The organism is Agarivorans aestuarii, from assembly GCF_019670125.1.
In the GTDB taxonomy this organism is placed as follows: Bacteria; Pseudomonadota; Gammaproteobacteria; order Enterobacterales; family Celerinatantimonadaceae; genus Agarivorans; species Agarivorans aestuarii.
In genome coordinates this window covers 4,518,455-4,543,326 of record NZ_AP023033.1, presented here as the reverse complement: position 1 = coordinate 4,543,326, position 24,872 = coordinate 4,518,455, and the positions used below count along the sequence as shown (strand labels likewise).

Below are 24,872 nucleotides of genomic sequence, written 5' to 3'. Positions count from 1 at the left end.
CTAAGCAGCCTTGGTTTCTTTAGTCTCGTTCGCTCTCGCGCTCCGACATTCTTGCGCCCACTAAGCTTGCTACCAATATTGCCATGTAGAATTGGCCAAACACTGCTTCGCTAAAAGTAAAAAAGCGGGAGATTGGCGTATTAGGGGTGATTTCGCCGTACCCTAGGGTAGTTAGCGTAACAAAGCTAAAGTAGATGAAGTCGGTCATTTGGGTGCTCCAATGCTCTTTGGGCACGCCGTTAAACGCTTCGTTTAACCAGAAGTTGAGAATGGTGTAGAGGTGCGCCCATCCAAGGCCAATCAGCAAAAAAATACAGATGGCACCAACAATTTTGTTGCTATCTATATGGCCGGTAAATAGCACCTGTTTCAAAGCTGTCCAGGTAGTTAATACCAAATAACAGAACACAATGGTGAGGTATAAACTCACTAAACCTTCAGCTTCAAACCAATAACTAAAAAATGCTAGTACCGAGGTGGTGAATAAGAAGCCGATGCCCGTTACATACCATAAGCGCTTACCTTTGGCCTGCCACACTCCAGCTGCTAGCACCAGTACCATGGCGATTTGTAAAAACCTAAAACCGTCTCCCTGCCAGAATTGATCTAAGCAAGCGGCTAAAAAAATGTAACCTACCAAAGCAATGGTAAGAAAGTAGAAGTTGTTCTTTTCGCTCCAATCCATGAGCTTTTTCATGTAGCTAACCTAATTCAATGGTTTAGTTAATAATTTAGCAAATTTGCTGACGAACTGCTTAACAATTACTTGCTTGATTAAAGCTTGCGATAGCTCGCAACTATGCAGTTTATTGAGTGTTCATTTTGATGTAAATCAAGCCAAGATTGCTTAGCGAAAACAGATGAAAAGCTAGCTTCTACACTGTGATTATCACCAGTTAAACGGGAGAGCAGATATGCGATTTAATCAACTAAAACTGCTGCTAGAGCACTTTGTATCGTGCCGTGAAGCAATGATGGCCCTATATCGGCGCTTGGAGTTAAATAGCGATGCAGAGCGAGTGCGCATGTTACTGGCTTATCTGCAGCATCAAGAGCGAGAAAATGCCGAGCATTTACAGGATTTTATTAGCCAGGCCAAACCTGAGTTGTTAGAAACCTGGACCGACATTCGCGTGGAAAAAGATTTATTGGATTATATGGCTAAACTGAGTCAACCAGCCGATATTAGCAGTGATGATGTGAGCAATTTGGCCTTGGAGCTTAGTGAGCAGTCTTTAAGCTTATTGCGCTTAGCTAAAGATGAGTTAACCATGTTAGGGGCGAGGCAGTTTTTAGCTAACTTGATTGAACACCAAGAAAAACGCCAACAGCAAATGGTGCATGCCACTCATAGGTTAGATGATATTTAGCCAAATGTAAGGCACAAAAAAGCACAGCCTAGGCTGTGCTGTTTATTTGGTATAAAGCAGCGTTTTAGCTGGCTACTTTATCCAAGTGAACATCCATTTGTGGGAATGGAATTTCGATGCCAGCATTATCTAGAGCCACTTTGATGTTCTCGTTTAGGTCAAAGTAAGCTCCCCAGTAATCGGCGCTATTTACCCATGGGCGAACGACTAGGTTCACTGAGCTGTCGGCCAATTCGCTTACACCAATAGTGATGTCTGGATCTTTTAATACACGAGAATCTGCTTCACATACTTCGCGCAATATCGCTTTAGTTTTAGCTAAATCGGCGTTGTAGCTAACTCCAACCACCAAGTCTACACGACGGGTAGGATGGGTAGAGTAGTTTACAATGTTACCGCCTAATACCGCGCCATTTGGTACAACAATTTGTTTGTTGTCAGGCGTTTTTAACACGGTGGTGAAGATTTGCACTGATGCTACCGAGCCCGCTGTACCCGCAATCTCTACAAAATCACCGGCTTTGAATGGGCGGAAACCTATAATAAGTACACCTGCTGCAAAGTTAGACAATGACCCTTGCAAGGCCAAACCAACAGCTAAACCAGCGGCACCAATAATGGCAACAAACGACGCGGTTTGAATACCAATGCGTGATAGCGCAGCAATAATCACAAAGGCAATGATGATGTATTTAACCATTGAGCCAACAAAGTGACTAATTGTTGTGTCTAATTTGCGTGCGTTCATTAGTTTTTCTACGCTTGACGCCATTATGCGCGCAACGATCATACCAACAAACAAAATGGCGATAGCAGCAGCAATGTTGATTGCGTATTGCATTAGCAGGTCTTGGTTGTTCTCAAACCAACTGGTACCTTCGGTAAATACGTCCATGTGTTAAGCCTTCTTATGGAGTGAAATTAGCTACAAATTTAGCAGCTTTTTGTTTACAAACAAGTGTCTAGATTTTTTACAGAAAGGTTTAAGGCCTGCCGGGGGATTTAGCAGGCCTATTAAGCGCTTAGCTTTGCACTAGCTGCTGCTTTAAAAAGCCCCAGTGAGTGTCAAATTGGGCGGTAGGTTCTAGCTTAAATTCACTGCGCACGTATTGGCTAATGCGTCCTTCGGTATAGGCCAGTAACAAGGTAGCTAGGCTGTTTTCTTCAATTAAGAAGCCTTGTCCTTCACGTAGCCTACGCTCGCGTAATACTTGTTTAAGTTGCACTTCAATTTTATCGAACAAAATGCTGACTCTGGCGCGTAAACGCTCGTGCTCACCTTGTAAGGCATCGCCAGTTAAAATGCGGCTTAAGCCTGGGTTGCGCTCGGCAAAACCCAGTAACAGCATGAGTATGTGCTGGCAGCGATTTAAGGTGTCTTTTTGTTCTTCCTGAATCAGATTAATGCGTGATAGCAAGGTTTCTTCGATAAACTCTATTAAGCCTTCAAACATCCTAGCTTTGCTGGGAAAGTGACGATACAAAGCAGCTTCTGATACGCCTACTTCTTTGGCTAGGCTTGCAGTGGTGATGCGTTGTCCGTGGCTGGTCTCTAACATGCGCGCTAGCGCCTGCAGAATTTGTTCGCGGCGATTGCTTTTTGGTTTTCCCGCCATGGTTATGGTAATCCTTTTTATTAGTCTATTAGCGTACTACTTGAGAACCGTTTACTTTGTACCGGAATGGCCAAATCCACCTTCACCACGCTGGCTAGCGGCAAAATCTTCTACTATCTCAAAGCTAGCTTGTACCACAGGCACAAATACTAACTGGGCGATGCGCTCGCCGGGTTCGATGGTAAAAGTAGTTTGTCCGCGGTTCCAACAAGACACCATTAATTGCCCTTGGTAGTCGGAATCGATCAGTCCAACGAGGTTACCCAGAACAATGCCGTGCTTATGGCCAAGGCCAGAACGCGGTAAAATGGTGGCAGCAAGAGTAGGATCGGCTATATGAATCGCTAAGCCAGTAGGAATTAGCTCGGTTTGGCCGGGGGCTAATGTTATGGCTTGGTCTAAGCAGGCGCGTAAATCCATACCTGCTGAACCTGGTGTCGCGTATTCTGGCATTGGAAAAGTAGTGCCAATTCTTTGGTCTAGTATTTTTAGTGCTATTTGTTTCATTTTTTTGTTTTGATTATTGTGCAGCGTACTGCCTGGCGATTAATGCCATTAATTGTTTTGCCAATTCTGATTTATCAGCGAGGTCTAATTGCTGATGGCCAGTTGGCCAAAATACCGATAAGGCATTTTGTTCACTATTAAAGCCTTGTTCGGGCTTTGATACGTCGTTGGCGGCGATCATGTCTAGGTTTTTTCGCGCCATTTTGTCTTGTGCGTAATGTGCTACGTCTTGTGTTTCAGCAGCAAAACCCACCGTAAAGGGTTTGTTAGCTAATCCAGCAATGGTGGCTACAATATCTGGATTTTTCACTAAACGTAACTGCATTTCGTCGCTGTCATCGGTTTTCTTGATTTTTTGTTCAGCAACATCGGCTACGCGGTAGTCGGCTACTGCTGCGCAAGCGATAAAAATATCACAGCTTGCTACTTGATTTAGTGTTGCGTCGAGCATTTGCTGGGCAGTATTAACCGCCACCTTATTAACGCCTGCTGGTGTACCTAAGTTCACCGGGCCGGAAACTACCGTAACCTTGGCGCCAAGTTGTTCGGCAGCAGCAGCTAAAGCAAAACCCATTTTACCGGAGCTGTGATTGCTTATATAACGCACCGGATCAATCGCTTCACGAGTTGGGCCGGCGGTAATCATCACATTCACGTCTTTTAATAGCGCAGGGGCTTTGGGAGAAAAAAACTCTTTAATGTGAGTGAGCAATTGAGTGGGCTCAAGCATCCTACCTGGGCCTACATCGCCACAGGCTTGTTCGCCTTGGGCTGGGCCCCATATATGCACTTGGCGTTGCTTAAGCTGGCTTAAATTAGCCTGAGTAGCAGCTGCTTGGTACATTTGTTGATTCATTGCTGGCGCAATGGCAATTGGGGCGGCAGTTGCTAGCATCAATGTGCTTACTAATTCGTCGGCCAAACCATGGGTAAACTTAGCAATGCTATTGGCGGTAGCGGGCGCCATCAATACTAAGTCTGGCCATTTGGCGTAGGCGATGTGACCCATGGATGCCTCTTGAGCTGGGTCGACTACCTCTAAGCCTACTGGTTCGCCAGATACTGCCTGTAGCGTTAAGGGAGTAATAAAGTGGGTGGCGTGTTTGGTCATTACCACTTTTACTTCTGCGCCTTGCTCTTTTAGACGACGCACCAACTCTGGCATTTTGTATGCCGCAATCCCGCCTGTAATCGCGAGTAGAATCTTCTTTCCCGTTAACATGCTGATACCGCTTCGATAATCTCAGTTTGATATCGGCAAGCCTATCACAAAACTTAAGATCTCCGCATACACAAGCCAGCAGTTTCGACTACGCTTGTTTTTATTGATTCATTCATTAGTTATTAGAATGCATGGCAATTTGTGATTGGCCGGCCGAACAACGGCCGAGAGAAAAGCTATTAAATAGTGGTGCCCAAAGTTTAAGTGATGCTGAGTTACTGGCGATTTTTTTGCGAGTAGGATGTGCCGGACTAGATGCAGTGAGTTTAGCTCAGCATTTACTCGCTCAGTTTGGTTCCTTGCGAGCGGTATTAGCTGCCGATCATCAGCAGTTTTGTGCAGAAAAAGGTTTGGGTAGCGCAAAATTTGCACAATTACATGCTTCGATAGAAATGAGTCGACGTTATTTGCTGGCCGATATTAGTGAAAATAGTGTGTTAGATAGCGCCGAATCGGCAAAAAACTACCTTTCTATGGAATTATCTCACCAACAACGTGAAGTATTTGCAATATTGCTATTGGATAATCAGCATCGAGTGGTACAATTCGCGCCGCTATTTTTCGGAACGATTGATGCCGCCAGTGTTTACCCACGGGTGGTGGTACAGCGAGTATTAGAAAAAAATGCTGCTGCAGTAATATTTGCCCATAATCACCCCTCGGGTGTGGCAGAGCCAAGTTTGGCTGATAAGCAAATTACTACCAAATTAATCAAGGCCTTAGCACTGATTGATGTGCGAGTTTTAGACCATGTTGTAGTCGGCTGTGGAGAGACTGTGTCTTTCGCCGAGCGCGGTTGGATCTGATCTTTGTTCAATTTTTAGTTGATCTAGGGTTCTATTTCCTGTATAAAATGCGGCCTTTCTGTCGTCCCGGGCGACGGCCTAACGGGGCATGAACAGATGCTCGAGCAGAAGTACATATTTGGAGAAGACTGACATGTCTAGAGTATGCCAAGTTACTGGTAAGAAACCAGCTGTTGGTAACAACGTATCGCACGCAAAAAACCGCACTCGTCGTCGTTTTTTGCCTAACCTTCAATCTCACCGTTTTTGGGTTGAGACTGAGAAACGTTTTGTTAAATTACGCGTATCTACTAAAGGTATGCGCATCATCGACAAAAAAGGTATCGACGCTGTTTTAGCTGAGATGCGTGGTCGTGGTGAGAAGGTATAAGGAGCTAAAAAATGGCTAAAGGTATTCGCGAAAAAATTCGTTTGAACTCATCAGCTGGCACTGGTCACTTCTACACCACTGATAAGAACAAACGTAACATGCCTGAGAAAATGGAAATCAAAAAATTTGATCCTGTTGTTCGTCAGCACGTTATGTACAAAGAAGGCAAAATCAAATAGATTTTGGCTTTGATGTAAAGAAGCTCAGCTTAGGCTGGGCTTTTTTTTGCCTGTTTTTTAGTGGCGACAACAACCTAGTGCCCTTTACTCACCAAAGACTTCCCGCTTATGATGCTCCTAATTAAAGGAGAATCTCGATGAAAATGAGCCGCAGAGGCTGGAATAACATCATCATATTTGCTGTTGCCTCGATGATTTTGATTTTCAAATACGTAGAAATGAATGAACAGACCGCCCCAAGCGAGCAAATAGTGGTTGGTCAGTTATTGCCGCAGGGAGCCACCATTTTACGCATTGAGCTGCCTAGCGTGGTGATAGAACGAGTTGGTACTCAATGGCGCAGTGAACCGCCTTTAGAGCGCTCGGTTGCGCTTATTGATGCATGGTTACATATTCATCTTGAACCTTGGCACAACGCCATAGGCGGTGCTGCGAGTAGCCAAACCATACTGGTTTACTTAGCAAATTCGGCAACGCCACTAGAACTCACCTTATTTAGCCTTAATCAGCAGTATTGGATAACCAACTGGCAAGGCCAATTATTACAAGTAGATAGCGACAGCTACCATGCCCTATTCCCAACGATGAGCTCCCCCGATGCCTGAGTTACCAGAGGTAGAAACCAGCCGCCGCGGGATTAGTCCGCATATTGAAAATCAAGTAATTAGTGAAATAGTGGTTCGCCAGCCTAAATTACGTTGGCCAGTGCCAGAGTTGATCCAGTGCTGCGTGGGTTTAGCTATTTTGTCGGTCACTCGGCGGGCTAAGTATTTGCTCCTAGAAACCGAAGCTGGCCACATCATTATTCATTTGGGCATGTCGGGTAGTTTGCGAATTGTTGAGCAAGGCCTTGCAGCCGAAAAACATGACCATGTAGATATTGTATTGGCAAATGGAAAAGTGCTTAGGCTTAACGATCCTCGTCGTTTTGGCTGTGTCTTGTTTAGTCAGCTACCCATTGATCAATATAATTTGTTGGTTAATTTGGGGCCAGAGCCCTTACATGACGAGTTCTCAGCTAAGTATTTAATTGAGCAAGCAAGCAAGCGCAGTGTGGCCATCAAACAATTTATTATGGATAACAAAGTGGTAGTGGGCGTAGGTAATATTTACGCCAACGAAGCTTTGTTTAGAACGGGCATCCACCCCAAACGTGCAGCTAATAAAGTCAGCAAAGTGCGCCTAGAGTTGCTTACCGACAACATCAAACAAGTATTGGCGGAAGCCATAGAACAAGGCGGCACTAGCCTTAAAGATTTTACTAATGCCGATGGCAAGCCTGGCTATTTTAAGCAAACCTTAGCGGTATATGGCCGAGAAGGCGAAGCTTGTGATTCTTGCGGGGAGTTGATTAAGGCATTACGCATTGGCCAGCGCAATACCTTCTTTTGCCCACATTGTCAGCGCTAGCCCTTTTATTTAGCGAGTTTTTCACTGACGGCTTGGGCAACATGTGGTGCAACAAAACGTTCTATTTCACCGCCATGTTTGGCCACTTCTTTAATCAGGGTGGAGGAAATAAAACTTACCCCCTCGCCTGGCGTAAGAAACACACTTTCTAGGTTGGGATCCAGCTGGCGGTTCATATCGGCCAGTTGCATCTCATATTCGAAGTCGGAACCGGTGCGCAAGCCTCGTAATAATACGTTGGCATTTTGTTGTTTGGCTAAATCTACCAATAAGCCAGTAAAACCAATCACTTCTATATTGGTATTGGCACTAATCGTTTGCTCCAGCAACTTAACCCTTTCTTCTAAGCTAAACAAAGGCTGTTTGCTGGGGCTGGCGGCAACCGCCACAATTACTGTGTCGAACATACGCGCCGCGCGTTGGATTAAATCGCTATGGCCGTTGGTCACTGGATCAAAGGTGCCAGGATAAATTACCCGAGTTGTCATGAAGCTATGCCAAAAATTAATGTTAGCTGGATTATAACCCCAAGCTTTCAGAAGATGCAGGTATTCACGCTAAATCCTGTTAAAACGCTCGGGAAAAGATTTACTTAAGCTGCTTGAGCTAACTGGCTCACAGGCTTGGGGAAAATTCTTGAGCCCGAGTGCAAGATTGGTCACAATGCGCAGGCTAAATTATAGAGATGAACACATGCAAAAACTGTTGGTAGTGCGAAACGACAAAATTGGCGACTTTATGCTGGCATGGCCTAGCTTTGCGCTACTAAAAGCTTCATTACCTAATTGTGAAATTAGCGCTTTGGTGCCTAGCTATACGGCTCCTCTGGCAGAGCTTTGCCCTTGGATTGATAAGGTAATTATTGATTGCGGGGCTGATGGTGATGCTGGCGAGCAAGCTGCACTACTTAATGAGGTGAAGCAACAGCACTTTGATGGTTATTTGTGCCTGTTCTCGACCATGCGTAACGCTTGGTTAGGTGCACGCGCCGGTATTAAATTACGCTGTGCACCCGCCACTAAGCTCGCTCAGTTTTTGTATAATCACCGAGTAAAGCAACGCCGCTCTCAATCTCGAAAACCTGAATTTGAATACAACTTAGAACTTACTCGCGCTTTTTTAACTAAGTTGCAAGTCAACCCGATAGAGCCTACTGCTCCTTATTTGCAGTTTAGCGCTGAGCAAATTGCTAAACGTAAGCAGGCAGAGTTTGCCGAGTTGGATGCTAAATCCTTAGCAATGGTACATATTGGCAGTGGTGGCTCGGCCAATAACTTAAGCATTGAGCAGTATTTTAGTTTGATTGATTGCCTGGCTAAACTTAAGCCCGAGTTACACTTTGTTATTACTGCAGGGCCTGGCGAGTTAATCGCCGCTCAAGAGTTGGTGAGTCAGTTAGATACTGCAGAGGTGTCTAGTCAGCTATATTATTCAGAAGAGGGCTTAAAAACCTTTTGTGAAGTATTGGCCTGTGCTGAAGTGTTTATTGCTGGTTCAACCGGGCCGCTGCATATTGCTGGGGCTTTAGATGTGCCAACTGTAGGCTTTTTCCCTAGTCGTCGCAGTGCAACACCTTTGCGTTGGCAGCCTCTTAATAGCCAAGGTCGACATATTTCTTTCTCGCCGCCGGCAGGTGAACTTACTCAGGAAGATATGAGTTTGATTAATGTGAGTGACTCAGCGGTTAAAATTAATTTGTGGTGGCAAAAGCTGCAAACAAAACAAGTAGCAGAATAAAACGATGAGCGTAATAAAAAAAATAAGAACGGCGCTGCGACAGTTTGATGGAAAGCGCAGAGAGAAGTCGATTGGCTTAGAAGTTTGGTTTCTCAAACTATTGGGCGGTAGAAAAGGTAGAACCGAGCGCTTGCTTAAGCCGACAGAAGTGAAGCGGGTTTTAATTATTCGCAATAATAAGCGCATCGGAAATATGTTCTTTTTATTGCCTTTTGTTAATCAAGTTAAAGCGCTGTACCCCGACGCTGAGGTTGAACTGATACTCAGCGATCCTTGGCAAGGCTCTATATTTGAAAACCTCGGGCTTTCTCGTATTCACTTTTCTCAGTTTGGTTTGAAGACCATCCCGCAGTTTTTTCGAGCCATGAAGCAATTAAAGCAACAACCCTATGATTTAGTTTTGTTGCCTTATGGAGGCTCTAGTGACCGTATTGTTGCTTCAATGGTTGAAGCTAAAAACGTCGTCGCTTTTTATGGCCCCGCAGATGCTGCAGTGTGCAGCCATACTTATAAATACCAGGGACGATATCCTCACTTTGCATTAAGTTGCATGGAGCTTCTAGAGCAACTGCATAATGCTGAGCCCGCTGAATATTTTGGGCGACTAATATTGAGTGACGCTGAGCAGCAAGAGGCGCTTAAGCAATTGCAGACTTTGTTGGGCGAATGCCAAGCAAAACCAAGTTTGGCGTATTTTCGTGGCGCGCGTGGCGCTAAGGTGATTGCCGATAAAGACTGGCAAATTTTGTTAGCTAAGTTTAAGCAGCACTATGCTGGCGAAGTGAACCTTATTGAGATATTGAGTCCTGATGTGACAGAGCCACTGGTAGAGGCAGAATTCGCCTACTCCAATGGTGACCTAAGAAAACTAGCGGCATTTTTACAGCAAGTACCTTTGTTTTTCTGTGGTGATACCGGCCCCTTGCACTTAGCAAGCTCTGCTGGTGCCTATTGCGTAGGTTTGTTTACGGTAACCAATGTAGCGCAATATGGCTGCCTAGGTGAACATGCGGTTAACGTGACCGATTTAGCGGCTATAGATGCAGCTAACTTATTGGAAGACCTTAAACTTCAGTAAGTTTACTTTTTGTAGTGGCTGTCGTTTTCTCGTGCCCATAAATCGGCGTATTTCACAAAGGTTGAATGCGCCGAGAGTAATGCAATTAAAAAGCCTGCTTTACCATCTAAAAAACCGCGCTTGAGCAAGTACATTTTGGCAAAACAGCCAATCGCATGCACTATTCCTTGGCCTAAGCTTGCCCGTTTACCTTTGGCTTCGCGCTGATCTGCCCAAGCTTTGGCATAACCCGCCGACTTTACTAAGTAGTGCTCAATATTTTTGTAGGAATAATGCAAGATATCGCCGTCTAGCTCTGCTACCTGACAGCCATCAGGCACCGTTACAGATTCGTGGACTAGGTTGTCGTTGTATCCAGTTAGCTCACGCGGGTAAAGCCTAATATGTCGATAGTACCAACCGGAATGCTTAAGAAAACGGCCAAATACCCAAGTCAGTTCATTAAGGTTGAATACCGTATTACTTGGTGGGTTTTCTAGCATGGTTTGGATGTTATTGCGCAGTGTTTCATCAATGCGCTCATCAGCATCTACAGCCAGAATCCAATCACCACTGGCATAGCTTTGCGCCAGTTGTTTTTGCTTACCAAAGCCTGGCCAATCAAGGTTACTATAAACATCTTGCGTATATTGCTTGGCCAGCTCTACGGTGCCGTCGGTGCTGCCAGAGTCCACAACCACAATTTGGTCGACCCAAGTTAAGCTTTCTAGGCAATCTTTTAGGCTGTCTTGTTCATTTTTAGTAATGATAATTGCGCTAATGCTAGCTTGGCGTGCACTCATAATGGTTGCTCTTTTTTAATAAATTCAAACATCTCAATCACCGCATCAAGGGTGATGTATTGCATAGCATTGGGATCTTTAACCCTACTGCGCCAACTAAGTTGAGCAGCAGGTTTGCCTTGTTCTTTTTCAATCAATTGCTGCCACACGCTCACTACGTAATCTCGATAATGATAAGGACCAGTACGTTGTGGATTGTGGTGAGCATACAGCCCTAAAACAGGTGTATTTACCGCTACCGCCATATGAGCTGGGCCAGTATCTGGCGATATTAGCAGATCTGCTTGGGCAATGAGTGCCCAAAGCTGGCTCAGGCTGGTTTTTCCACAAAGGTTGTTTAGTTTACCTTGGCAGGCTTGGTTAATTTGTTTACTTAACGCCACTTCATTGCTAGCCGGGCTGCCGATTAAACTCACTTGGTAGCCCTGTTTAAGCGCGTATTGGGCGATGCCGGCATAGCCTTGCAAGGTCCAATTCTTATAGGCTTTGCTAGCGGCCGGACAGATCACGATATGCTTACCAGAACGGCCAAGCAATTGTTTCGCGGTTTGTTGGTCTGCTTCAGAGAGTGGCACTTGCCAACTTGGGGCTTGAATATCTACTCCCAGTGGCAATAGAAACTGTAAAAAACCATCTAAGACATGAGCAGAATTAGCCGCAGCAATCTTTTCGTTAGTAAATAGCCACTGGCCATCTTTAGCGCGGCCCTTGTCAAAGCCAATTCTACGCTTTGCGCGAATGCAGCAGCTAAGCAAGCTGGCGCGTAACGCCGCTTGCATGTGTAATAGCACATCAAATTGCTGGCCTTTAAGCTCTCGTTTAATAGCGAGCATGCCTTTTAAGCCATCTTTTTTATCGTATACAACCAGTTTTATATTGCTGAAGGCAGATAATAACTGTGCTTCTGCTTTACCACATACCCAGGTGATGTGGACTTGTTGGTAGCTGTTTTGAAGTTGCTGAACCACAGCCAGAGCATTACAGACATCGCCGATAGCTGATAGGCGTAAAATACAGACTTTTAAGGTGGTTTGCTGCTTGGTCATTTTGGCAAAAGTGGCGGATTTTCTTAAGTATTATGCTTTTTGCAGCTTGCGTTGTAAAATTGCTGAGATTTGTTTCACAAGCGATAACTATGCAGATTGAAAAACAGAAAACCGCCGACGGCTGGCTATTTTATAATCCGGCAGTGTGGCAGCAGGTAAGTGATGCTTATTTTGAGCCCCGCCATTGGCAGCAAAATAGAGCAGTGGTAGGCCAAGCGATGGGCCGAGGTAAAACCCTGTTTTTTCGTTTTGAACATCGAGAATTTGTATTACGCCATTATCATCGTGGTGGCTTAGTCGCTAAATTGAGCAATGACCGCTATTTGTATTCCAGCCTCCAACGCAGTCGAGTGTGGAAAGAGTTCTCGCTGTTGATGAAGTTACAAGCGCTTGAGCTTCCAGCCCCTGTACCCATTGCCGGTAGAGTTAAACGCAAAGGTTTGAGCTTCCAAGCCGATTTGATCTTAGAGCGCATTAGTGGCGCTAAAGATCTGGCTAAGTTGCTTAGCGAGCGTCGATTACCTTTAAATTTATGGCAAAAAATTGCCGAGACCATTGCGCAGTTTCATCGGGCTGGGGTTTATCACGCCGACCTCAATTTACGTAACATCATGGTTGATGACCAGCAGAGGGTTTGGTTAATTGACTTTGATAATGGCCGAATTTGTCGACCGAGAAAAAAATGGCAGCAAGCTAACATTGCTCGTTTCTACCGTTCTTTAGAAAAAGAACAGGCAAAGCCTGGGTACTGTCATTGGCTCGAGTCTGACTGGCAGTACTTTGTGGCTTGTTATCAACGTTTAGTTCAAAAGCGCAGCTAGGCTACGCGCTAAAGCGCCTTGGTTTTGCTTAACAATAGACAAGCCTGCGTCCCCGGCTTTGCTGCGCTCTTCAGCGCTGCTTAACCACGCTTTAAGCCAATTAGCCAGTTGCTCTGTATCAGCGCTTAGCTTAAGTGCGCCACAGGCTTGCAGCTGTTGGCTTATGTCTGAAAAGTTAAAGTCATGTTCGCCTGCCACGCAGGGCAAACTTAGTGCAGCAGCTTCTAAATAATTATGTCCACCAACGGGCACTAATGAACCGCCGATGAAGGCGGCATCCGAGCAAGCATACATCAACAGCATCTCGCCCATGGTATCGGCTAAATAAACCGCATCTTTTGCACAGGGGCTTTGTTGTTTGCTGCGACGAGCGCAATCAAAGCCGCTGTTAGCAATTAATTCGGCTACTTGGTCGAAGCGCTCTGGGTGTCGCGGCACCAATATTAATAAGCTGTCGGGAAGCTGCTTGCGAACTTGCTGCATCACCTTAAGTACTTTCTCGTCTTCGCCTTTGTGGGTGCTGGCGGCAATCCATATTAAGCGCTCACCAAACAAACTAGGCCGAAGTTGTTCTGCTTGTTGCTGTATGGCTTGGGTATCGGGTAGGTCGTATTTTATCGAACCCGTTACCACCAAGTTGGCTGCTGTAACTCCCAATTGATTAAAGCGCTGAGCATCATCTTGGTGTTGCGCCAATACTTGCCCTAATTGACTATACAAGCGCTGGCTAAAGCCTTTGAAGCGCAAATAACGCTGGCAAGAGCGCTGTGACATACGGGCATTGATAAGCGATACCGGAATGTTTTGATTTTGGCAAAGCTGCAGCCAATTTGGCCACAATTCTGTTTCCATAATCCACAGTCGCTTGGGTTTATGTAAATGTAGAAACCAGCGAATACTCGGCCATAAATCAAAGGGGGCGTAGCGATGAATGGCTAAATCCGCCAGTTTTGATTGCGCTTGCTCAGCACCTGTAGCGGTAGTGGTAGTCAGTAATATATTAAGTTGTGGTTGCTGCTGCTTTAATTGAGTAATTAAAGGAATGGCCGCTAATACTTCACCCACTGATACCGCATGGAACCAGACATCAACCGCTGACACTTTTTTACTTAGGCCAAAATGCTCTATCCAACGTTTTCCCACCGAGGGTTTGCCCGGTTTTGGCCAATACAACTTATACATAGCTAAAGGCAGTAAAGGAATGAGCAGTAAGTTGTAGAGTAGTTTTATTAGCACGCTCATCACCTTATAGTGTCTTGTGGTGACTGGCCCGGTAGGCCTTTTTCTATTAAGTATTGGCGCTCTTGCTCTACATAACTGCGTTTATATGAATATTTGTTACTGTCATGACTGGCGACCAAATTGACTACTAAAAAATAGCCAATAATGATGACTATGATCTTTGCTAGCCGCTTAGGTTGGCTTTTTTGCCAACGTTCAGCCTGATACAAAATTGGGAACAGCGCAAAGCCAAAAGTAATGATTAGATGCCAATATGAAAAAATAATCGGCGATAAAATCGCTGAGATAATAATCCCCAATACAGCCGAAAACGCATAATGCATTAACCAATCTTGACTGGATAGGTTTAAAGGTTCACGAGAACGCCAGTGTGGCTTTATTCTTCGCCAAACGCGTTGGTTGATTCCCCAGGAAACGATGACGGTTAAGCCACCAACTACATACAAAATAGCTTGCCATAGGTAATCTACAGCCATGCGTAACCAGTTAATGTCGGTTAGCCATAAAAATTCGGCGTCGGTAATAATTCGGTTAGAAAATAAGAATGAACTGTAGCGTAACCAATAAAGAACCGATTTAAGCACCGGGTATACATGCACCCCTCCCCAGCCAATATAGCGATCAGATTCTTGCCCTTGTATTGCCTCATTAGCTTGCAACTCAATCAAGTAAGGGATTAAAGAAACAAATATGACCGCGCAACCGCACAGTATACCTAGCCAATGAACATGGATTAGTCGACGGTAGAATAAGTAAACCGACATCACTGCCAAAATAGGCCATGAGTAATGTAGCTGCATAGCAAAACCAATGGCGATGACATTTAAAAAGCTAAAAATAAAAGATCGTTTTTGGCTCATATTAAATGCTGACCAGCAATGCAGCGCAGCAAAGAAGCATAAGTAAGCAGGGTTGTAAATCAAGCTATCATATAGGAACCAAGGGTTAAGCAGGTAGAGTACTAAAAAACTTAGCCTTACTGTGGGGCTAAAAGTTTGCTTAATGACTATATCGAATAATAGGAACGAAGCAACTCGCAATGCGAGCAGCAGCAACATAGGCGCCCATGCAGAATCCCATAGTAGCAAAGGGATGCCAACAATGTAGGTTGATAAAGAGCCGGGAACGTTACCCACTACACTGGCAGCATTACCGTAGCTCAGCCAGTTGTCTTGGTAGGCCCCTAAGTAGCCCTTAACGAGCATTTGAAATTGGTCGCCAGTTAATATTTGGTTTGAAGCGTAAATCAACGACAGCGTAACCGCAGTGATAAGTACTAGCCAATATATGCTGTTAAAGTGTTTTTCGATGGTTTGATTTAGGGACACGGTTGAGTTCATTTTTTTGAGTTAATAGAGTTAAGAGGCTTCTGCGCGCGCAAAAGTCCAGAAGCGGTGAATAACAAAAGTGATGGCGGGTAGTAATGCAATCACTAAGCTTACTTTTAAAAAATTTGGATAGGTGGTTAATTGTGATGATAACCAAACCGATAGGCTTAATGCGCCCAATTGCACCACAAAAAACCGCAGTGCATTATTAATCGCCAGCTCTTTTTCAAATACCCACAGTGTTTGTACTAAGTAAGAGAAGATAAACGCTAAGCTAAACCCCACTAGGTTGGCCACTATAAACGCCAAGGGCCATAGTTCGAGTATTATTAACGCCAAGCTGAAGTGAATAAGAGTCGCCACGCCGCCGGCGAGACCATATCTAACTATTCTTAACGCAAGCAATCTGTTGATGAGCTTTGCCATCGTCTAGTTGTCATCTTCAATGATATATATAGGGCGACGTTTCGACTCCATAAACAAACGGCCAATATACTCACCCAGCACACCTAAGCCAATTAGCTGTACCCCGCCTAAAAACAGCATAATGGTAATTAGTGAGGCGTAACCAGGAGCGTCGATACCAAACATTAGGGTTTTGATAACAATGGCACTGCCATAAACAAATGCTAGTGTTGAAATGGCTAAACCGATATATAGCCAAATACGCAGCGGAGCAGTGCTAAAGCTGGTAATGCCTTCTAGGGCGAAATTCCACAGCTTCCAGCCATTAAAACTGGTTTCACCTGCGACTCGAGGGTCTCGCTTGTATTCTACAGTTTTCGTTTTAAAACCAACCCATGAAAACATACCCTTCATAAAACGTTGGTTTTCGGGCATTTGTTGAATGGCAGACACAACTCTACGAGTCATTAGCCGGTAATCACCGACATTTTCCGGAATTTTCACATGAGATATTTTATTGTGAAATTTGTAGAACAATTCAGCACTGAGCTTTTTGGCGAAACTGTCACTGGTTCTATCAACACGTTTAGCTACAACAACATCGTAACCATTGCTCCACTCCCGAATGAAGTCATGAATAAGCTCAGGTGGATCTTGTAGATCAACATCAATGGGAACAATCACTTGGCCTTTAGATAAATCTATCCCTGCGGTAAGTGCCGCTTCCTTACCAAAATTGCGCGCGAGATTAATGACTCTTATTCCAGCGTGTTGTTTTTGCAAATTTTTGAGTGCGGCTAAGGTGTTATCGCGACTGCCGTCATTTACAAAAACAATTTCGAAACTAAGCTCGGTTTTTTCAAGTTCTGGCAGCATGGTATCGATGAATAAACCCACTGTATCTTGCTCGTTAAAGCAGGGACAAACTATTGATATAACCGGAGGCTTTGTGCTCATAGGGAGTCTCGACAACGTTAAATAAAGTAAGTGTAGTTAAGTCAATAAATCAGCAATAGACGAAATTGCGCGCTCTGGTGCTAGTTCAGTTAAGCATTTTAAGTGGCCGAACTGACAAGTCTTTTTAAAACATGGGCGACAATCGATATCAGTATGCAAGATAGCGGCATTTTCGGTTAGTGGTGGTGTGTATTTTGGTGAAGACGAACCATAAATAGCGATCAATGGTAACTCTAGCGCTGCCGCGATGTGCATTAAACCTGAGTCATTACTTACCGCCAAAGTAGCTAGCGCCATTAAATCGATGGCTTCAGCTAACTTAGTTTTTCCTGCAAGGTTGTGGCAGTATGGTTGCAACTCTTGGGGTACGTGGCTAATGATTTGCGCTCCCACGGCTTGATCTTTATCTGAGCCAAAAATCCATACTTGACCTTTGCGTTCATTAATCCAGTGGGCTGCCACTTGTGCGTAGTGTTGCTCTGGCCAGCGCTTTGCTGGGCCAAATTCTGCGCCAGGGCATAAGGCCAATATTGGCTGCTCTGTGTTTAATGCAAGCTGAGTTAAAGCCTCTTGTTGATTCGCTTGGTTGGCTTGTAGCTGAGGGTGCAGATAAGTGGGTAGATCAGTTGCTGATTGCATCGACGCTTTAGGATGAGCCAAGGAAACGTAACGCTCCACCATTAAGGGGAAATCGTGTTTGTTGCTGCGCAAATCGTTAAGCAGGCCGTAGCGGCTCTCCCCCTTCCAACCAGTACGTTGCTTAATGCCTGCAAACCAAGGAATTAATGCTGATTTTAAGGAGTTGGGCTGGGTAATAGCCCAATCATAGCCGTTTTGTTTGAGCTCACGGGCTAACTTCCAACGTGTTGTCAGCTGCAAATCACCGTGGCCTAGGGGCATGCGCAGTGCATTGTCTACTTCGGGCATCCGCTCTAGCATGGGGCGGCACCAGTCTGGCGCTAGTACATCCAATTGCGCTTTTGGGTGCAGTTGTTTAAGGGTTTTGTACAAGCTTTGCGACATTACCATGTCGCCTACCCAAGATGGGCCTACCACCAGAATCTTCATTCATAACCTATGTTAAAAAGGGGCTTGTCGCCCCTTGAGTATTTTTTTGTTACTTGTTTAGCCAGGCCATGTATTCAGCGACCCCTTGAGCAACATCTTTAAATGGTTCTGCGTAACCGGCAGCGCGTAGCTTGTCGATATTTGCTTGGGTAAAGCTTTGATAACGACCTTTTAGGTGATCAGGGAATGGAATGTACTCAATTTCACCTTTTTGGTGATAGTTGATTACCGCTTCAGCCACCGCACGGAAAGGTTCTGCTTGGCCTGTACCTAGGTTGAAAATACCGCTTTGGTTCGGGTTTTTCCAAAACCATAGGTTTACTTTTACCACGTCGCCAACGTAAACAAAGTCTCGGCTTTGTCCGCCGTTGCCATAGCCGTCATAACCTTCAAATAATTTAGGGTTTTGCCCATCATTTACTTGGTTATTTAGGTGGAAAGCCACACTGGCCATGCTGCCTTTGTGTTGCTCGCGAGGGCCATATACGTTGAAGTAACGAAAGCCAACTACTTGAGAGTCAATTTCGGGTAACAAACGGCGCACGTAATTATCAAACTGCAGTTTTGAATAACCATATACATTAAGTGGGCCTTCGTATTGCTTTTCTTCTTTGAAGATCTCTGTGTCACCATAAGTGGCAGCAGACGAGGCATATAAGAACGGAATGCGACGGTCTAAGCAGTAATGCAATAGCTCTTTTGAGTACTCGTAGTTGTTTTCCATCATGTACTTGCCGTCCCACTCAGTGGTGGCAGAGCAAGCGCCCTCATGGAAAATGGCTTCAATTTTTTGGCCGTATTCAGCGCCAATATCTTCGCCAGAAACAATACGGGCTATGAAGTCGTCTTTATCGAGGTAGTCAGCGATTTCTAGGTCAACTAAATTGACGAATTTGGTGCCGTCTTTGAGGTCGTCAACCACAATGATGTCATTATGGCCTTGTTCATTGAGACTTTTTACAATGTTTGCGCCAATAAAGCCTGCGCCACCTGTTACGATAATCATAATACTGCCATTCCAAAAATTGCCGTTAATCTAAGGATTTTATGCTGTGGCGAGGGGAATAGCAATTGTGCCTCCAGTTGAATCTAGCCAATAAAAACTGGATTTTGGCAGCGTTTGCAGGTATCAACGTAATATCATTGAGAACTTTTTAGCCAAATGAAAACTAAAGACAAAATAATTCATACTTCTCTCAAACTCTTCAACGAGCGCGGCGAAAGACAAATCACTACCAATCATATCGCCGCCGAGCTGGGCATTAGCCCTGGGAATCTTTACTACCATTTTAGTAACAAACAAGAAATTATCCGCAGCATTTTCGATTTATACGTGGCTCAGTTAGAAAGCAGCTTTCGTCCTCATGCTGATCAACGGTTAAGCCTAGAACACTTGACGCAGTACTTGGATGCTAGCTTTGAGCTAATGTGGCGTTTTCGTTTTATGTACGCCAACTTGTTAGATCTGTTGGCGCGAGATCCTGAACTAGAACAGAAATACCAAGCCTTGCAGTTAGAACTCGCTAATTGGAGCCGTGATATTCTCTTTCAGTTGCGCGAGAGTCGCTTTCTAAGTGGTGACGATGCAACAATGGCTGAGTTAGCCGACAGCGTTAAGTTTATTATTGGTGCTTGGATTGGCTACCAAAGTGCTCAACTAAAAGGTGGCGAAATCACCAAACCTCGGTTGTATCAAGGGGTGCTTAAAATCTTGTTTACCTTGCGCCCATACTTTACTGATGAGTCTCAAAACATCTATCAAGATTTGCATCAACATTACGTAAAATGTGCTGAACGCAGTGAATAGTTTTTAATTTAGATTTAAGGCTGTATTTGCCAAATAAAACACTATAATTCAGCTATTATTCTGGATTTAAATAGGGTTTGCCATGACAGCCGCTTTCTCAGCACACATTTCTCAGCTCTTACAACAAGTAAAAGATGACGGTTTATATAAGCATGAGCGAGTAATCAACTCGCAACAGCAAGCCGCTATCGCTGTAGAACAAGGCCAAGTTGTTAACTTTTGTGCTAACAATTACTTGGGTTTAGCCAATTCCCCTGCTCTTATTGAGGCAGCCAAATCGGGTTTAGATAGCCACGGCTTTGGTGCTGCTTCGGTGCGTTTTATTTGTGGTACTCAAGATATTCACAAACGTTTAGAGCAAGGCTTGAGTGAGTTTCTGGGTATGGAAGATACGATTTTGTATTCTTCTTGCTTTGATGCCAACGCTGGGCTTTTTGAAACCTTATTGGGTCCAGAGGATGCGATTATCTCTGATGCACTAAACCATGCTTCGATTATTGATGGTGTTCGTTTGTGCAAAGCAAAGCGTTTTCGTTATGCCAATAACGACTTAGCAGAGCTGGAGCAATGCTTAAAAGCCGCCGATGAAGCGGGAGTGCGTTTTAAGCTGATTGCCACCGATGGCGTGTTCTCGATGGACGGCGTGATAGCCAACTTGCCAGGAATTTGTGATTTAGCTGATAAGTATGATGCCATGGTGATGGTTGACGATTCTCACGCCGTTGGCTTTGTAGGTGAGCATGGACGCGGCACTCACGAGTATCATCAAGTTATGCAGCGAGTAGACATTATTACCGGCACCTTAGGTAAAGCCATGGGCGGTGCTTCTGGTGGTTTTACTTCAGCCAAAAAAGAAGTGATTGATTGGTTGCGTCAACGTTCGCGTCCTTACCTCTTTTCTAACTCGCTGGCGCCGGCCATTGTTAGTGCGTCTCTTAAAGTATTGGAATTACTCGCTGAAGGAGATGCTCTGCGTAAACAGCTGTGGGATAACGTCGAATACTTCAGAAACGAGATGAGCCAAGCGGGCTTTATCTTAGCGGGCGCAGACCATGCCATCATTCCTGTGATGTTAGGTGACGCTAAACTGGCAAGCACCTTTGCCGACAAATTACTCGAGCGCGGTATTTACGTGATTGGTTTTTCTTTCCCTGTGGTACCTAAAGGCCAAGCAAGGATCCGTACGCAAATTTCAGCAGCGCATACAAGCGAGCAACTAGAACATGCTGTTTCAGCCTTCACAGAAGTAGGTAAAGAGTTGGGGGTGATTGAATGAGCATTAAAGCCTTAGCAAAGCTAAAAACAGAGCCTGGAATTTGGATGACCCAGGTTGAGATGCCTGAGCTCGGTCACAACGACCTTCTGATTAAAATAAACAAAACCGCTATTTGTGGTACCGACGTACACATCTATAACTGGGATGAGTGGTCACAAAAGACTATTCCAGTCCCCATGGTCATTGGTCATGAATATGCGGGAGAAGTTGTAGATATTGGCCAAGAAGTACGTGGCTTTTCGGTGGGTGATAGAGTCTCTGGTGAAGGGCACATTACCTGTGGCCATTGCCGAAACTGTCGGGGCGGGCGTACTCATTTGTGCCGCAATACCGTTGGAGTTGGCGTAAATCGTACTGGTTGTTTTTCAAAATACTTGGTTATTCCTGCAGTTAACGCTTTTAAACTACCCGACGAGATTAGTGACGACTTAGCTGCTATTTTCGACCCTTTTGGTAACGCAGTTCACAGTGCCTTGTCGTTTGATTTAGTGGGTGAGGATGTATTGATTACCGGTGCCGGCCCTATTGGTGTAATGGCTGCGGCTATTTGTAAGCACGTTGGTGCGCGCCATGTGGTGGTAACGGATGTAAATGACTACCGCTTGGACCTAGCCCAAAAAATGGGAGCAACTCGGGTAGTTAATGTTGCCAAGCAATCGTTGAAAGATACCATGAGCGAACTCAACATGACTGAAGGCTTTGATGTAGGCCTAGAAATGTCGGGTGTGCCCAGCGCTTTTAGCTCTATGTTAGAGCTGATGAACCATGGTGGTAAGGTTGCAATGTTGGGTATTCCCCCTAGCGATATGGGCATTGATTGGAGCCAAGTTATTTTTAAAGGCTTGGTGATTAAAGGCATCTATGGCAGAGAAATGTTTGAAACATGGTATAAAATGGCATCTTTGGTACAATCTGGCCTCGATTTAAGCCCAATTATTACCCATCATTATAGTGTTGACGATTTTCAGCAAGGTTTTGATGCGATGCGCTCAGGACAAAGTGGCAAAGTTATTTTGGATTGGCGTTAGGCTTTTTCCTTTTGAGTTAATGCACTTTTTAGGTGCTAATTACGTGCTAGAGGAGGTGCAATGGCGTATTTGAGTGAGCTCCAGTTGTCTGAGATGCAATTTAAGGCTTTAGGTGAAAATGTAAAAGTCAGTGATAAAGCTGCTATTTACGATCCTCATCTTATCGAGATAGGTGACAACAGTCGAATTGATGACTTTTGTCTTATTTCTGGTGTCGTTTATATAGGTAAGAATTGTCATATCACCCCAATGTGCCTTGTAGCAGGAGGAAGCGTAGGGGTAAGCCTTGCTGATTATTGTACTTTAGCTTACGGAGTGAAGGTTTTTGCTCAGTCTGATGACTATAGTGGTGAAACTATGGTTAACTCCCTGATACCTAAAAAATACAAAAATGAATTGTTCGCCAAAGTGACTTTGTCAAAGCATGTTGTTGTAGGTGCGAATAGCGTAATCCTGCCAGGAGTTGACTTAGCTGAAGGGTGCTCGGTAGGAGCTTCTTCATTAGTTACTAAGTCAACAGCTCCATGGGGAGTTTACGTTGGAACTCCTGCAAAACGGATAAAACAGAGAAGTACTAATTTACTCAAATTAGTAGACATGTTTGAAAATGATTCGACATTTTCAAACAAGAAAAATACGTCTTAGGCGCTTTTATTAATTCCAAAGAACTCTAAAATACTACCTGATACTAGTTGGGCAACCTCTTCATCATAAGCAGAGCATAGCGGTAATCTCAATAGGGTATCACTCACTTTTTCTGTAATTGGTAGCATGCCTTTTTTGTAGCCGAAAGACTCTCCCATCGGTGATGAGTGGAGTGGCACATAGTGAAACACCGACATGATACCTTTATCTTTTAGAAAGCTAATCAGCCGCTGTCGAGTGTCTAAGTCTTCTAACAACAAGTAAAAAATATGCCCATTATGGCAATTGTAATCGGGAATATGAGGTAGTTTTGCTAGGCCTTTTTCTTCGAGTATTGCTAAATGCTCAGCATAGTAATTATAAACAGCCATTCTGCGTTGTTGTATTTCTTCAAAATTTTCCAATTGGGCAAACAAAAAAGCAGCTGAGAGGTCGGATAGTACGTATGACGATCCGATAGAAGTCCAGGTGTATTTGTCTACTTGTCCTCTAAAGAATTGAGCTCTATTTGTACCTTTTTCACGAATGACCTCACTAGCTTCTTTGTGTTTTTGGCTTTTACAAACTAGAGCTCCACCTTCTCCACAAATAATATTTTTGGTTTCATGAAAACTAAAAGCAGCGTAGTCACCGAAGGTGCCTAATGGCTGTCCGTTGTAGCTAGATCCTATAGCTTGTGCCGCATCTTCAACAATTGGGATATTGGCTAGCTGACCAATCGACATTAATCGATCCATGTTGCAACTAATACCTGCGTAATGTACCGGTACTAGGGCCTTAGTTGCAGAGGTTACTAAGCTATCTACATGATCTAAATCGATATTTAAAGTTAGTGGATCTATATCAGCAAAAATGGGTTTAGCGCCTCGTAGGCAAAAGGCATTTGCTGTCGATACAAAAGTATAAGATGGAAGAATAAACTCGTCTTGACTGGACAAATTAAGGTCTAATGCGGCAATCTCCATTGCTGAAGTGCATGAGGTTGTAAGCAGGACGCTATTTTTAATATGCATTAGCTGATTTAAGCGCTCCTCGCAGCGCTTACCAAAAGGTCCGTCCCCAGCAGAGTAGCCTCCCATTACAGCTTGCGCAATGTAGTAGAGCTCTTTTCCTGAAATGTAAGGAGTATTAAACTTAATATTCATCATTGTCCAAAAGGTTTTTTCTATATTTTGCATTATAACATGTGACGTGAATTTGCTATGAAATCTAACTGACTTCGTGTCCAACAGCCTGGGAGACTAATTTAGTCGGCTTCACGCTTAAGGTAAATGAGATTACATTCCTTGAACTAACTTGTTGGAGAATGCTGACTTTATGCAGTACATCTCCCAATCGGCCTTGTTGATCAAGTCCAAGGTGCAGTTATTCTAGGCTCTTACTTTATTTAGCCAGTTACCTGACGAATAGGCATAACTAGCCTAGTCTTTTTTGTTTAACGCATTGACACTTGCCATCATTTCACCCGCTTGGGCGTTGTAATTACGTAAGCTCAACTTATCACACGTCAGCTGCTTGTAGCGGTGCATGGCCTTCCTCCCAGTAAGCGGCGTTTTTTCTTTACCGTGCTTACGCACCTTCCATTCTCCTTCGCCAAACATCTTTAAGCCCGTTAAATCAATCACGATGTGCCTAACAGGGCCATGACTGGGAGGTCGATAATTCACTTTCACTGTTTGCGCTTGCTTGCTAATACAGCTGTAGTCAGGTGACTTAAAGCCTACATCCATCAGTTGGAATACTGAAGTTAATAAAACTTTCCAAGGCACGAAGAGCAAGCTTAAATACACCTTTTATCATCAAAGCGGTACTAATGGCTTTATCACTGTAGGTATTGCTGCGGCCGCGGCGCCCTGTGGGGCCATTGTGTTTTTGCAGCGTTATCCAGCCAAAAGGTTATTGAGCCTCGCTGGGTTAAGGCCTTGTTGTATTGCTTCCAGTTGACGATGTTGCTTTTTGCTTTTTGCTTTACCCATGATACGACCTGGCTATTGTGACTTAACGATCACATCGCCGAGAGGCTAAAAGGTTCACCTTATTTAAGCAACAACGCCCTCCCAATCTGTTATCATAAGCACGTTTTGAAATCTGGTCTTTTCTCTAGTGTCTTATACTATTTTGTTGGGTTGAACACATGGCTTGAAGTATATTAAAGTCTAGATTGATGTGTTT

The 24,872-nt window shown here is 44.3% G+C and carries 28 protein-coding genes and 1 pseudogene; 13 read left to right on the top strand and 16 right to left on the bottom strand.

All coding sequences use genetic code 11. The features are described from left to right. Positions 1-19 precede the first annotated feature (19 nt). Positions 20-697: a potassium channel family protein gene (locus K5609_RS21020; RefSeq protein ID WP_221075333.1), complete on the bottom strand. Its 678-nt coding sequence runs from the start codon at positions 695-697 to the stop codon at positions 20-22. A gap of 217 nt (positions 698-914) precedes the next feature. Here K5609_RS21020 and K5609_RS21015 point away from each other — a divergent pair, with 217 nt between their 5' ends. Continuing rightward, positions 915-1,370, top strand: coding sequence for a hypothetical protein (locus K5609_RS21015; protein WP_221075332.1), 456 nt, complete (start codon positions 915-917; stop codon positions 1,368-1,370). A 64-nt stretch (positions 1,371-1,434) separates the two neighbouring features. Here the strand turns inward: K5609_RS21015 and mscS are convergent, their stop codons facing one another. The 4 genes from mscS to coaBC form a co-directional block, all read right to left on the bottom strand. After that, positions 1,435-2,265, bottom strand: a complete 831-nt coding sequence (mscS, locus tag K5609_RS21010) for a small-conductance mechanosensitive channel MscS (RefSeq protein ID WP_221075331.1) — start codon at positions 2,263-2,265, stop codon at positions 1,435-1,437. 127 nt (positions 2,266-2,392) lie between these two features. After that, positions 2,393-2,986, bottom strand: coding sequence for a nucleoid occlusion factor SlmA (slmA, locus tag K5609_RS21005; protein ID WP_016400155.1), 594 nt, complete (start codon positions 2,984-2,986; stop codon positions 2,393-2,395). Between the two features lie 51 nt (positions 2,987-3,037). Next, complete coding sequence (gene dut / locus K5609_RS21000) at positions 3,038-3,493, bottom strand: dUTP diphosphatase (RefSeq protein WP_221075330.1); 456 nt, start codon at positions 3,491-3,493, stop codon at positions 3,038-3,040. 13 nt (positions 3,494-3,506) lie between these two features. Next, positions 3,507-4,715 carry a bifunctional phosphopantothenoylcysteine decarboxylase/phosphopantothenate--cysteine ligase CoaBC gene (gene coaBC / locus K5609_RS20995; RefSeq protein ID WP_221075329.1) on the bottom strand — a complete coding sequence of 403 codons (1,209 nt, stop codon included), beginning with the start codon at positions 4,713-4,715 and terminating at the stop codon, positions 3,507-3,509. A 131-nt stretch (positions 4,716-4,846) separates the two neighbouring features. Here coaBC and radC point away from each other — a divergent pair, with 131 nt between their 5' ends. From radC to mutM, 5 genes are all read left to right on the top strand, one after another. Then, on the top strand, positions 4,847-5,521 hold the full coding sequence (radC, locus tag K5609_RS20990; RefSeq protein WP_221075328.1) for a RadC family protein: 675 nt from the start codon (positions 4,847-4,849) through the stop codon (positions 5,519-5,521). 133 nt (positions 5,522-5,654) lie between these two features. Further along, positions 5,655-5,891, top strand: coding sequence for a 50S ribosomal protein L28 (rpmB, locus tag K5609_RS20985; protein WP_016400150.1), 237 nt, complete (start codon positions 5,655-5,657; stop codon positions 5,889-5,891). 23 nt (positions 5,892-5,914) lie between these two features. Further along, entirely contained in the window at positions 5,915-6,070 is a 156-nt protein-coding gene (gene rpmG, locus K5609_RS20980) for a 50S ribosomal protein L33 (protein ID WP_343212515.1), read from the top strand. A gap of 137 nt (positions 6,071-6,207) precedes the next feature. Next, the gene (locus K5609_RS20975) at positions 6,208-6,675 is read left to right on the top strand and encodes a hypothetical protein (protein ID WP_221075327.1); all 468 of its coding nucleotides are present in this window, start codon (positions 6,208-6,210) and stop codon (positions 6,673-6,675) included. Then, positions 6,668-7,480, top strand: a complete 813-nt coding sequence (gene mutM / locus K5609_RS20970) for a bifunctional DNA-formamidopyrimidine glycosylase/DNA-(apurinic or apyrimidinic site) lyase (protein WP_221075326.1) — start codon at positions 6,668-6,670, stop codon at positions 7,478-7,480. Before K5609_RS20975 ends, mutM begins: the two co-directional genes overlap by 8 nt. Positions 7,481-7,485: 5 nt before the next feature. Here the strand turns inward: mutM and coaD are convergent, their stop codons facing one another. After that, positions 7,486-7,968: a pantetheine-phosphate adenylyltransferase gene (gene coaD, locus K5609_RS20965; protein WP_221075325.1), complete on the bottom strand. Its 483-nt coding sequence runs from the start codon at positions 7,966-7,968 to the stop codon at positions 7,486-7,488. Positions 7,969-8,173: 205 nt separating this feature from the next. On the opposite strand from coaD, the gene K5609_RS20960 reads away from it, so the two are divergent. Both K5609_RS20960 and K5609_RS20955 read left to right on the top strand, forming a co-directional pair. Next, on the top strand, positions 8,174-9,217 hold the full coding sequence (locus K5609_RS20960) for a glycosyltransferase family 9 protein (protein WP_221075324.1): 1,044 nt from the start codon (positions 8,174-8,176) through the stop codon (positions 9,215-9,217). Positions 9,218-9,221: 4 nt separating this feature from the next. After that, positions 9,222-10,295 carry a glycosyltransferase family 9 protein gene (locus K5609_RS20955; protein ID WP_221075323.1) on the top strand — a complete coding sequence of 358 codons (1,074 nt, stop codon included), beginning with the start codon at positions 9,222-9,224 and terminating at the stop codon, positions 10,293-10,295. A 2-nt stretch (positions 10,296-10,297) separates the two neighbouring features. Here K5609_RS20955 and K5609_RS20950 read toward each other — a convergent pair whose 3' ends face one another. Both K5609_RS20950 and K5609_RS20945 read right to left on the bottom strand, forming a co-directional pair. Further along, complete coding sequence (locus tag K5609_RS20950; protein WP_221075322.1) at positions 10,298-11,077, bottom strand: glycosyltransferase family 2 protein; 780 nt, start codon at positions 11,075-11,077, stop codon at positions 10,298-10,300. Continuing rightward, entirely contained in the window at positions 11,074-12,123 is a 1,050-nt protein-coding gene (locus K5609_RS20945) for a glycosyltransferase family 9 protein (protein WP_221075321.1), read from the bottom strand. The genes K5609_RS20950 and K5609_RS20945 overlap by 4 nt, the downstream gene beginning before the upstream one ends. An 89-nt stretch (positions 12,124-12,212) precedes the next feature. On the opposite strand from K5609_RS20945, the gene K5609_RS20940 reads away from it, so the two are divergent. Then, complete coding sequence (locus tag K5609_RS20940) at positions 12,213-12,944, top strand: 3-deoxy-D-manno-octulosonic acid kinase (RefSeq protein WP_221075320.1); 732 nt, start codon at positions 12,213-12,215, stop codon at positions 12,942-12,944. Here K5609_RS20940 and waaA read toward each other — a convergent pair. From waaA to rfaD, 6 genes are read right to left on the bottom strand one after another with little or no spacing between them, the layout of a single operon-like run. Further along, positions 12,924-14,180, bottom strand: a complete 1,257-nt coding sequence (gene waaA, locus K5609_RS20935; RefSeq protein WP_221075319.1) for a lipid IV(A) 3-deoxy-D-manno-octulosonic acid transferase — start codon at positions 14,178-14,180, stop codon at positions 12,924-12,926. The genes K5609_RS20940 and waaA overlap by 21 nt on opposite strands. 5 nt (positions 14,181-14,185) lie before the next feature. Further along, positions 14,186-15,514, bottom strand: a complete 1,329-nt coding sequence (locus K5609_RS20930; RefSeq protein ID WP_221075318.1) for a 3-deoxy-D-manno-octulosonic acid transferase — start codon at positions 15,512-15,514, stop codon at positions 14,186-14,188. 30 nt (positions 15,515-15,544) lie between these two features. Then, on the bottom strand, positions 15,545-15,940 hold the full coding sequence (locus K5609_RS20925) for a GtrA family protein (protein WP_246611911.1): 396 nt from the start codon (positions 15,938-15,940) through the stop codon (positions 15,545-15,547). Positions 15,941-15,943: 3 nt separating this feature from the next. Then, entirely contained in the window at positions 15,944-16,876 is a 933-nt protein-coding gene (locus K5609_RS20920; protein ID WP_221075316.1) for a glycosyltransferase family 2 protein, read from the bottom strand. A gap of 36 nt (positions 16,877-16,912) precedes the next feature. Beyond that, on the bottom strand, positions 16,913-17,944 hold the full coding sequence (waaF, locus tag K5609_RS20915) for a lipopolysaccharide heptosyltransferase II (RefSeq protein WP_221075315.1): 1,032 nt from the start codon (positions 17,942-17,944) through the stop codon (positions 16,913-16,915). 49 nt (positions 17,945-17,993) lie between these two features. Further along, positions 17,994-18,950: an ADP-glyceromanno-heptose 6-epimerase gene (gene rfaD, locus K5609_RS20910; protein ID WP_221075314.1), complete on the bottom strand. Its 957-nt coding sequence runs from the start codon at positions 18,948-18,950 to the stop codon at positions 17,994-17,996. Positions 18,951-19,106: 156 nt separating this feature from the next. Here rfaD and K5609_RS20905 point away from each other — a divergent pair, with 156 nt between their 5' ends. The 4 genes from K5609_RS20905 to K5609_RS20890 all read left to right on the top strand — a co-directional run bounded on the left by K5609_RS20905 (position 19,107) and on the right by K5609_RS20890 (position 22,700). Then, positions 19,107-19,751 (top strand): TetR/AcrR family transcriptional regulator, encoded by a 645-nt coding sequence (locus K5609_RS20905; RefSeq protein WP_221075313.1) that lies wholly within the window; start codon positions 19,107-19,109, stop codon positions 19,749-19,751. A gap of 82 nt (positions 19,752-19,833) precedes the next feature. Further along, a complete protein-coding gene (locus tag K5609_RS20900; RefSeq protein ID WP_221075312.1) occupies positions 19,834-21,027 on the top strand; it encodes a glycine C-acetyltransferase in 1,194 nt (397 codons plus the stop codon). 2 nt (positions 21,028-21,029) lie between these two features. Further along, positions 21,030-22,055 (top strand): L-threonine 3-dehydrogenase, encoded by a 1,026-nt coding sequence (gene tdh / locus K5609_RS20895; RefSeq protein WP_221077327.1) that lies wholly within the window; start codon positions 21,030-21,032, stop codon positions 22,053-22,055. Positions 22,056-22,115: 60 nt separating this feature from the next. Next, a complete protein-coding gene (locus K5609_RS20890) occupies positions 22,116-22,700 on the top strand; it encodes an acyltransferase (RefSeq protein WP_221075311.1) in 585 nt (194 codons plus the stop codon). On the opposite strand, the gene rffA is transcribed toward K5609_RS20890, so the two are convergent. Together rffA and K5609_RS20880 are read right to left on the bottom strand one after the other, a co-directional pair. Next, positions 22,697-23,878 carry a dTDP-4-amino-4,6-dideoxygalactose transaminase gene (gene rffA / locus K5609_RS20885; RefSeq protein WP_221075310.1) on the bottom strand — a complete coding sequence of 394 codons (1,182 nt, stop codon included), beginning with the start codon at positions 23,876-23,878 and terminating at the stop codon, positions 22,697-22,699. The two genes, K5609_RS20890 and rffA, sit on opposite strands and share 4 nt — an antisense overlap. 375 nt (positions 23,879-24,253) lie before the next feature. Next, a pseudogene (locus K5609_RS20880) lies at positions 24,254-24,648 on the bottom strand (IS5 family transposase); the annotation flags it as partial. Between the last annotated feature and the right edge of the window lie 224 nt (positions 24,649-24,872).